Annotated in this window: 1 pseudogene; it reads left to right on the top strand. The window is 62.3% G+C overall.

Annotated elements, in window-relative coordinates:
- A pseudogene (locus tag ACM6IT_RS00040) lies at window positions 1-239 on the top strand (type VI secretion system tip protein VgrG); the annotation flags it as partial.

The raw sequence follows: 239 nt of genomic DNA, 5'->3' as shown, positions 1-239 counted from the left end.
GCCCCCCTCGACGTCCTGGCCTTCCACGGCGAAGAACACCTCAGCCAACCCTTCAGCTACTACATCGAGTTCACCTCCAGCCAGCTCGACATCGACGCCGAGCTCATGCTTGGCCAACCCGCCAGCTTCAGCCTGCACGCACTGCCGGAAAAGGTCTCGTCGCTGATCTTCGAACCGTCCGAAGTCAAGCCGCTGCGCAGCTTGCACGGGGTAATCAGCGGCTTCAAACGCCTGTCCGG

Origin of the sequence: Pseudomonas sp. IT-P4, from assembly GCF_949767755.1 — a bacterium.
In the GTDB taxonomy this organism is placed as follows: Bacteria; Pseudomonadota; Gammaproteobacteria; order Pseudomonadales; family Pseudomonadaceae; genus Aquipseudomonas; species Aquipseudomonas monachiensis.
Note: the sequence above shows the minus strand (reverse complement) of the source record. Positions and strands in the feature narration are given on the sequence as shown.